Below are 8115 nucleotides of genomic sequence, written 5' to 3'. Positions count from 1 at the left end.
ATATCTGCACTGTTATAAATATTGGCCTGGTTTTTCCATGTAATGGTACGGTGCCCGCCCCGCGGCCCCTGATCGCTGCTGCTTTTAATGATATGACCGCTGTCAAAACTTTTCCAGAATCCGGCTGGTGTAAGCTTATTGCAGCTAATAAATACTACAGCAAGGATCAGCAGGAAAGGTTTTCTCATAAAATATTCAATGAAAAATGACAGATTAAAAACTCGATTTCTGGTCGAAGTTTAGCGATAGCGTAACTTCGTCCCAAAATATGTTAAGCTCAGCTTAACCGTGATAGCAGATGACGATTTGCATCCATTAGCTTACAACCTTAATACGGAAGCAGGATGCTTCCATGGTTTTAGAACGAAGTTACGCTATCGCTAAACTTCGACCAGTATTAGATTTTTTTGTCTGAACTCGAATTAAACGAATGAATAGAATTTTTCGAATATGATTTGCATTCTGCTCATTCCCTAATTCTATTCATTCGTTTAATTCGAGTTCAGACAACTGCCCACTGCAAACTAAAAACTGCCAACTGAACTTACGCCCAGGCATTCCTTAAAAACCGCAGCCAGTTGCCGTGCATCATATTTTGAATATCTTCATCAGTATAACCGCGTTTCTTTAACAGGTCAGGAACCTTTTGCAGATCGGCAATGGTTTCCAGGTCATAAGGACATTGTTCCCTGCCAAAAGCACCATCCAGATCGGTACCCATGCCTACGTGCAGCGCATTACCGGCTATCTGGCAAATATGATCGATATGGTCAACCATAACTTCCATATTGCAGTTCATACCTTTTGGAGTGGACACGCCCCTCACCCATCCGGGCACCATCATCCAGGCATCAAGGGCAGCACCTATTACCGCGCCGCGGTCGATAAGGGCTTTGATCATTTCATCACTGTACTGGCGGTTGTGATTTACCAGCGCGCGGCAGTTGTTATGGCTTGCCCAAACATGGCCGTTAAAATGATCAAGCGCCTCCCAAAAGCTGTCATCGCAAAGGTGTGTTGCATCTAATATAATATTCAGACGTTCCATCTCTTTCAGCAGTTCGTGACCTTTAGGCCCCATGTAACCGGTAGCATCAGTCCCTTGTGCATATCTTCCTGGACCATAGTGCGCCGGACCAACAGCCCTCAGACCATAATTATAAGCCCGCTCCAAATGCTGAACAGTCACTATTGAATCAGCTCCTTCCAAACTCAAAATGTAACCTATAGGCTTTTTTTCTGTTGGTGTGCCATCATTCCAAAGCTTCAAATGTTTTTCAAGCGATGCGAGGTCATTTACCTGCACCATTTCTCCGGCATCTTCCATGGCTTTGTACCAGGCTACTTGCCCCTGGGTTTGTGCCCAGGCTTGCTCTGGCGAATGCCAGCCAGGTAAAGGATTATCCGGAGCTACATAACGCCCTATCTGGGTGGCTACAACCAGGCCAATATTGCCTTTGCGCAATTCGGGCAGGGTAACAACGGCTTTGGCGCGGTCGGGTTTATCGGTTAAACCTTCTTCACGTTGATTTAGCTCAGCCAGCGGACGCGTTAGGTCGCGGTTCCACTCCAGGGCGTTCATGCTTAAATCCAAATGAGCATCTATAACAAACATGTGTTGGGGTATTTAAATGGTGATCTTACGGTCGCGGGCCTTGTTAAGCCATTCGCCGCTTATGTTTTCGTTTTCAATAGTATAGACGCGCTCGTACAACGCTACCGTTGGGCAAACATGGTGCGGAATGCCATACAGGATATCGCCTACCTGATATTTGTGGTTAGCACCTGCCTCAACTACCAAATGTTCCTCACTTTGGCTAACGGGGTAAAGTGCAGGCGCATTTAAAAAGTAAATGCGTTTGCTCAGTTCGTTCTCTGCCGATATTGACTTATGCCCCACATCCAAACAAAGTCTGGTTGGGCCAGGCAGGGAGATCACCCGTGTGATAACCAGGGCGGCAGGTAAAAAATCCTGCTCGGGCATCTCCACCTGGTAACCTTTATCCCAGTAAACAAATGTACCGGGGCTGCATTCAACATATTTACGTTTGGCGTGAATTGGAAAAGTTGGCGAACCACCGGCCACGATAACCGGCTCGGGATAACCTTTGCTTTTGATGGTTTGCTGCAATTTACGTACAGGATCAAAAGCAAAATCGCAACGTTCGGCCCGTTTTTGCAGATCTGCATCATGAATGTGGCCATCATAGGCATGCAATCCTACTGGGCTAATACCTGGCAACACACCGCAGTCCATATAAAGCTGCAAAGCTTCAAACCCCGGCGCTATACCTGTGCGGTTCATGCCCACGTTCAGATCCAGGTATACATCAATATTTGTTTTAAACCTTACAGCGGCATCCGAGATCTCAGTTGCTGATGTCGAATTATCGACCAAACATGAAAAATGGGTTTGCGGATAAGCATGGATCAGCCTGATGAAACGGTGCAGTTTAGGGCCTTCGGGCTGATAAGCCAGCAAAACATCCGGCGCTTTACTCATAGCCAGCAGTTCGGCTTCGGCAATTGTGGCGCATTTGAACTTGCGGATCCCGGCATCCAGCAGCAAACCTGTTACTTCGGCATTTTTATAGGTTTTAACATGCGGGCGCAAACGGGCAACATCATCGATCATACCAGTAAGCGTTGCAATGTTTGTTTTAACCCTTTGGGGATAAACAACCAACGCCGGCGTATCCAGCTTATCAATATCCTGTATATTATACCAGTTAGGGGTCATGGTTTAAATTGGAGGTCTTAAGTTCTGAGTAGAGACGCATCACATGCGTCTCTCGTTTACATGGTCGCCGCTTTTAATACGGCTCTGTATGAATGAAGACGCATGTGATGCATCTCTACATTGACATCTATATAAGCCTATTCCAATTCAAACAGCGCTTCAATTTCAACGGGGATATTATCGGGTAATGAGCCCATACCTACCGCGCTACGTACGCCTATACCGTTCTCTTCGCCCCAAATCTTAGCAAAAAGTTCGCTGGCGCCGTTTATGATGAAAGGATGTTTTTCAAATTCGGGTGTGCAATTAACCATACCCAGCACTTTTATAACACGCTTTATCTTATTAAAACTGCCGATATTGGCTTTAATGGTTGCAAGCATAGTTAAACCTACCTGCTGTGCTGCAAGTTTACCATCTTCCTGGCTTACGGTATCACCAACGCGACCGATAATCAACGAGGCATCGTCCTGCACAGGGCCGTGGCCCGACAGGTAAAGGTATTTTCCATCAACTAAACATGGTTTATAAACGCCAAGCGGCTTTGGGGCAGGCGGCAGGTTTAAACCCAGCGCTGCAAAGTTTTCTTCGGGAGTGTTCATGGGCATAAAACTATTGTTTTTAAACAAAAAAGTATCATAAAAAATAATTTTACACGAATGCTGTGTGCCGGAGAGAATTTATTCAATTTACACAAATTGTGATAGCTAAAACAATTCATGTAATTAGTTCAATTCAAAAATTCGGATTCAAAATTGCCGCTTAAATAGCAGGTTTCGTGTAATTAGATTCAATTCGAAAAAATTAGTGCTAAATAAAAAAGCCGGGGATCTCACTCCCGGCTTCATCCAAAATCAACTAAGTAGAATATATTATCTCAAAATTTAAACGACACGCCAAAATTGATAGCATAATCGGCAAATGCTGCGTCGCCGATAACATAAGTACCGGTGGCTATCGAGTTTTCTTTATCAGTAACACTTTGCGTACGGTCGCGTTTCAGGGCGATAGGTACACTGGCAAAAATATTCATCCTTTTGAACGCATAACTTAATGAAGGCTCGGCAGAGATGATATAACCCGGGCGACGGAAACCGTTACTTTTACCAATAAGGTCATGAACAGGGATCCCCTCGATACGGCCACCTGCTGATATGGTAAACACATGCGCTATGGTGTAGTTTACACCTAAACGGGCAAGATATTGATCAGGCACACTTGAAATAGCCTCATTAGCTAATGTTGCACTTAATGTTTCGCGGTAAGTACGGGTGCCATTGGTGTTGCGCGGGTTGCTCATGTAGTATAAATTGGAATAACCGCTAAACCCGCTGCCAAAGCCCAGGTAACCATTTGCCTCGGCGATAATACCCAAACCGCCATCACCTAACTGGATAGATTGATCAACAGGGCGCTCGGATGGGATCACGTTATAAAAATGCGACTTGTAATTAAAATCGCCTGTAGGCAGCTTCAAGCCTAAGCCTACCTGGATATTACCATTGGTTTTACGACTGTCAAATAACCACCTGTTAACAACGATACGGGCATCGCCTATACCATCCGAATATGACTTATGGCGTTCTTTACCGCCATGCTCATATAAAGACGAACGGGTATTAACAAGGTACGGTACCCCAACAGATACCGACCAATACTGGTTAAAATTACGGGTAAGGTTGATATCAATGGTATGCTGATGATTGATCACCTCGTTGCCGATCACCTGGCGTTGTTTTTGTTCATCAGTACCCTTAAAATGACGGAACGATTTGAAGTAACGCCATGAGGCGGTAAGTTCCCAGCCTTTGTATGAAGTATCTTGTGTAGTATGCTCCATGTTACTGAACGGGCCATCCCCTTTAATAGCAACACAGCCTTGTGCATGTACGCTGGTATAGGTTAATAGCAAGCATATAGCTGTGCAAAAAAGAAATTGTAAAGTATGTTTCATATATGTTGTTTAAGGTTAATTACAATGTGTTAATGGTTGGTTAAAGCCGGGGATCTCACACCCGGCTTTGATCACAACAAAACCAATTCTCTATTTAATTCTAAAAGTTATTCCTACGTTAATGGCATAATCAGCAAATGCAGCATCACCCTGGGTATAAACACCGGTTAAATCAGTTGTAATTTTATCTGGTACACTTTGCGTACGGTCGCGTTTTAGCGCTACAGGTACAAAGGCGTAAATGGAAAATGATTTAACACGGTAAGTAACACCGGGCTCAGCCGAAATGATGTATCCTGGCCTGCGGAAACCATTGCTTCCACCTACGAGGTCATGAACCGGTAAGCATTCGTAACGTACCCCTGCCGAAAAATCAAACTTGCTGATGCCATAGCTTGCACCACCACGAATCATTACCTGATCGGGCACGCTCATTATATCACTGCCATTTGCAACGGCTTTTGTGCTTGGCACGCTACCGCGAGCCGATGACACACCATTTTGCTCTCTTGGGCTGATGAGATAGTAAAAACCACCATACAAGCCAAAGCGCTGTGTAAAATTGTAATAGGTATTGATCTCGGTGGTGATGCCAGTACCGCCATCACCCAGCTGAATAGACTGATCAACAGGCCCGAGCGTTTTGGCATCGTTGGCGGCTGTATGATAAAAATAATCCTGGTAGTTGTAATTTCCGGTTGGCAATTTTATGCCCAGGCCAACCTGGATGTTTCCGCGGCGGGCCTTTGCAGGGTTTAGCAACCATGCATAAGCAGTTAAGCGTACATCGCCCAAACCAAATGAATGGGTTTGCAAACGCTCTTTACCACCATGCTCATATAGCGATGAGCGGCTGTTATCAAGTATCGGCAAATCAACAGCAAACGACCAGCGGTTATTAAATATGCGGGTTAATGTAAGATCCTGCGTATAAGAATGATTAATAACATTGGTTCCCTGCTCAATACGTTGTTTTTGCTCCTTAGTGCCAACAAAGTGTTTATATGAACGAAAGTAGCGGTTATTGCTGTTTAACAGCCAACTGCCATTGCCAGTAATACTATCCGGATGCTCATCCATTGTACATAAGCCCCCCGTACTTCTGATAGCAACACAGCCCTGTGCATTTACTTTAGCAAAGGCCGCAAATATGATGATCGTGGTAACGCAAATAAGTTTCAGTATAAGGTTTTTCATAGAGTTAGTAGAGTAGTGGTTGCATGCATTTGCAATTGTTTAGATAATAGGTTTGCAAAACAGGGTATTTTTCAACCCTGCTTAATAAGATTTTGATATGTTTTGAACCTTAGCTTGCTTTTAAATGTGATGTATGTTTAAAAGGCCAAAGTATGTAACCAGCCGGTGCTTTTTTAACTGCAAACCACAAGGCCAGCAGCACACCATAGCTCCCGCCACGTTCTATCCACTCAAACATTTCGTATTTGGGATAAAAGAGCTCGCTGGATATTTTCCATATGATAAAAACGAGGAGTATATTTTTAAAAGGACGAATAAGCACCATTAACGCAGCCAATACTTCAAACAGGCCAACAAACTGTGCCGTTTTAGCCGGATCACCAAAACCAAGCGCATGGTATTGATTTAATAGACCCTGTTTTTGGATAAGGTTAAGCCAGCCATGGCCTATCAGCAGCATAAATGCAAATACCCTTAACCAGGTAATGATTTTAGCCATGGTATCGGCATTGATACTAACGTTATCATCCATACGGGCAAACCACTGTTTTTTTCCTATCCGGAAACCGCCCTGCATCAACAGTAACACAAACGGTGCCCCGTAATTACCGGCACGTTCAATGAACTCGGCAAAAGGTTCGCCAGATAATGGGCGCATGGAAGCTGTAGCCAATCCCCAAACCACCAGCCACGCGGCTATGGCACGGGTTGGATAAACAAGCAGGGAAATACCCATTAATATATCAACGGTACCAACATAAGGCATCAGGGTATAGGCCATATCTTTGCCTATACCAAAAACACCAAAATAGTTACACCAAATTTGTTTGGTGATGATACCGAAACAGCCATGGCCTATGAAGCACATAGCCGCGGCCAGCCGAAGCGTATAATATATTTTTTGATCGTTTGTTAAGCTACGCATTGTTTATTCGTCCTCAATTCTACATCCTGTTATTTTGCGTCGGCACCATCGGCCTTGCCCCTGTTAACCGCATACTGGCCAACTTTATTACCGGTAGTTAAGCCAACTTCGCAATCGCTGCGGTAATGAATACCTCCGTACAGCCTTGACATAGCAGCTGCATGCGCCATATCGGTAAATTTGCTTCCCCTGTCTGGCAGCAAATAGGTTAACACGGTAGCAGCAGCACCACTAAAGTTAGAGTGCCCTGATGTATAGGCCGGAAAGTTTGGCACCCCTGTTAAAGTTTTAATATTAGGGTTGGCCTGCGACGGGCGTTGGTTAAAGTAAAAATACTTGGTATCCCAGCATACAATAGCAGCATCCATTTCGGCCATGTTTAACAATGCAAAGTTACGTGCCCAGCGTATTTCGCTGTAGTTTTGTTTTACAAATTCATCGGCAGCAATGGCGTTCCAGTGCCCTGTAGGCGTATAAGTACCAACACCATCTGCCCAAAAAGCTACCAACTCTTCATGATCTCGGCTGTGGTCTTTACTGAATGAAAGCACCTCTTCGGTTTCCTTTTTAAATTCAGGTGAGTTAGTTGCATATGGCGCAGGAGGCCTGATAGCAACTACAGTAAGTGTATCGAATAAAAAAGGAAGAACTTTGGAAAACAACGGCAGCATCGGCGGTCTTTTGGGGGTTTCCAGGCTCACCCAAAATTGTTCGCCTTTTGCTGCGGTAACTGTTTCAAAGTTCTTCCAGATAGCCGGTGTACCAATAGCTTTACCGGCACGGTCGGCGCGGGCACGGGCCGCAAATACGGTAGCTACCTGCCTGCCCAATGATTCGCCGGCGGTAAACTCACCACGGGTATTAGCTCCTGACGCGATCCTGTATAATCTTTCTTCATCAACCTTGCTTTGTATGTAAGCTATTTCGGTTGGGAATAACAGTTTCATGATCTCGGATGTTGCACCGGATACTACCGCGTCCTCGCTTGGATATGAGGGCAAATCAGATGCCGGGATCAGCGCTTTAATACCCGAATCGTTTTTATATGGTGCAGTGCGTTTATAAGTGTTTTTAAAATGCCATGCAGCTACCAGCGCGTCATATTGAGCAGCACTTACATAAGCGTAAGCACGTGCAGCATACGGTGGGTTCGAGAACGGGAATTCCGGGTAACTGAACGGATTGGCAGAGTTTGGTGCCGGGTAAGTATCATCAGGGTTTTGATACGGTGGTACATTATGTTTGGCTACCAGTTCCCGCAGTATCTCGTTCCACCTTAATACAGAACCTGCGCTCCAG

At 44.9% G+C, this 8115-nt stretch carries 8 protein-coding genes; all 8 read right to left on the bottom strand.

The window, feature by feature from the left end; translation table 11 throughout:
• A partial coding sequence (locus tag VF500_RS30580) for a hypothetical protein (protein ID WP_330863281.1) occupies positions 1 to 188 on the bottom strand: 188 nt, incomplete at its 3' end.
• Between the two features lie 356 nt (positions 189 to 544).
• The gene (locus tag VF500_RS30575; RefSeq protein ID WP_330863280.1) at positions 545 to 1615 is read right to left on the bottom strand and encodes a dipeptidase; all 1071 of its coding nucleotides are present in this window, start codon (positions 1613 to 1615) and stop codon (positions 545 to 547) included.
• Between the two features lie 12 nt (positions 1616 to 1627).
• A complete protein-coding gene (locus tag VF500_RS30570) occupies positions 1628 to 2740 on the bottom strand; it encodes a D-TA family PLP-dependent enzyme (RefSeq protein WP_330863279.1) in 1113 nt (370 codons plus the stop codon).
• A 137-nt stretch (positions 2741 to 2877) separates the two neighbouring features.
• Positions 2878 to 3342, bottom strand: coding sequence for a RidA family protein (locus tag VF500_RS30565; RefSeq protein WP_112572265.1), 465 nt, complete (start codon positions 3340 to 3342; stop codon positions 2878 to 2880).
• Between the two features lie 275 nt (positions 3343 to 3617).
• Positions 3618 to 4694, bottom strand: coding sequence for a hypothetical protein (locus VF500_RS30560; protein WP_330863278.1), 1077 nt, complete (start codon positions 4692 to 4694; stop codon positions 3618 to 3620).
• A gap of 90 nt (positions 4695 to 4784) precedes the next feature.
• Positions 4785 to 5891, bottom strand: a complete 1107-nt coding sequence (locus tag VF500_RS30555) for a hypothetical protein (protein ID WP_330863277.1) — start codon at positions 5889 to 5891, stop codon at positions 4785 to 4787.
• 109 nt (positions 5892 to 6000) lie between these two features.
• The gene (locus VF500_RS30550) at positions 6001 to 6816 is read right to left on the bottom strand and encodes a hypothetical protein (protein WP_330863276.1); all 816 of its coding nucleotides are present in this window, start codon (positions 6814 to 6816) and stop codon (positions 6001 to 6003) included.
• 29 nt (positions 6817 to 6845) lie between these two features.
• A partial coding sequence (locus VF500_RS30545) for a phosphatase PAP2 family protein (RefSeq protein WP_330863275.1) occupies positions 6846 to 8115 on the bottom strand: 1270 nt, incomplete at its 5' end.

Origin of the sequence: Mucilaginibacter sp., from assembly GCF_036383575.1 — a bacterium.
Lineage (GTDB): Bacteria > Bacteroidota > Bacteroidia > Sphingobacteriales > Sphingobacteriaceae > Mucilaginibacter.
This window is presented reverse-complemented; position numbering and strand designations above follow the sequence as displayed.

Coding starts and splice junctions, on each gene's coding strand:
- VF500_RS30575 (WP_330863280.1), bottom strand. CDS start 1,615: ATGTTTGTTATAGATGCTCATTTGGATTTAAGCATGAACGCCCTGGAG.
- VF500_RS30570 (WP_330863279.1), bottom strand. CDS start 2,740: ATGACCCCTAACTGGTATAATATACAGGATATTGATAAGCTGGATACG.
- VF500_RS30565 (WP_112572265.1), bottom strand. CDS start 3,342: ATGAACACTCCCGAAGAAAACTTTGCAGCGCTGGGTTTAAACCTGCCG.
- VF500_RS30560 (WP_330863278.1), bottom strand. CDS start 4,694: ATGAAACATACTTTACAATTTCTTTTTTGCACAGCTATATGCTTGCTA.
- VF500_RS30555 (WP_330863277.1), bottom strand. CDS start 5,891: ATGAAAAACCTTATACTGAAACTTATTTGCGTTACCACGATCATCATA.
- VF500_RS30550 (WP_330863276.1), bottom strand. CDS start 6,816: ATGCGTAGCTTAACAAACGATCAAAAAATATATTATACGCTTCGGCTG.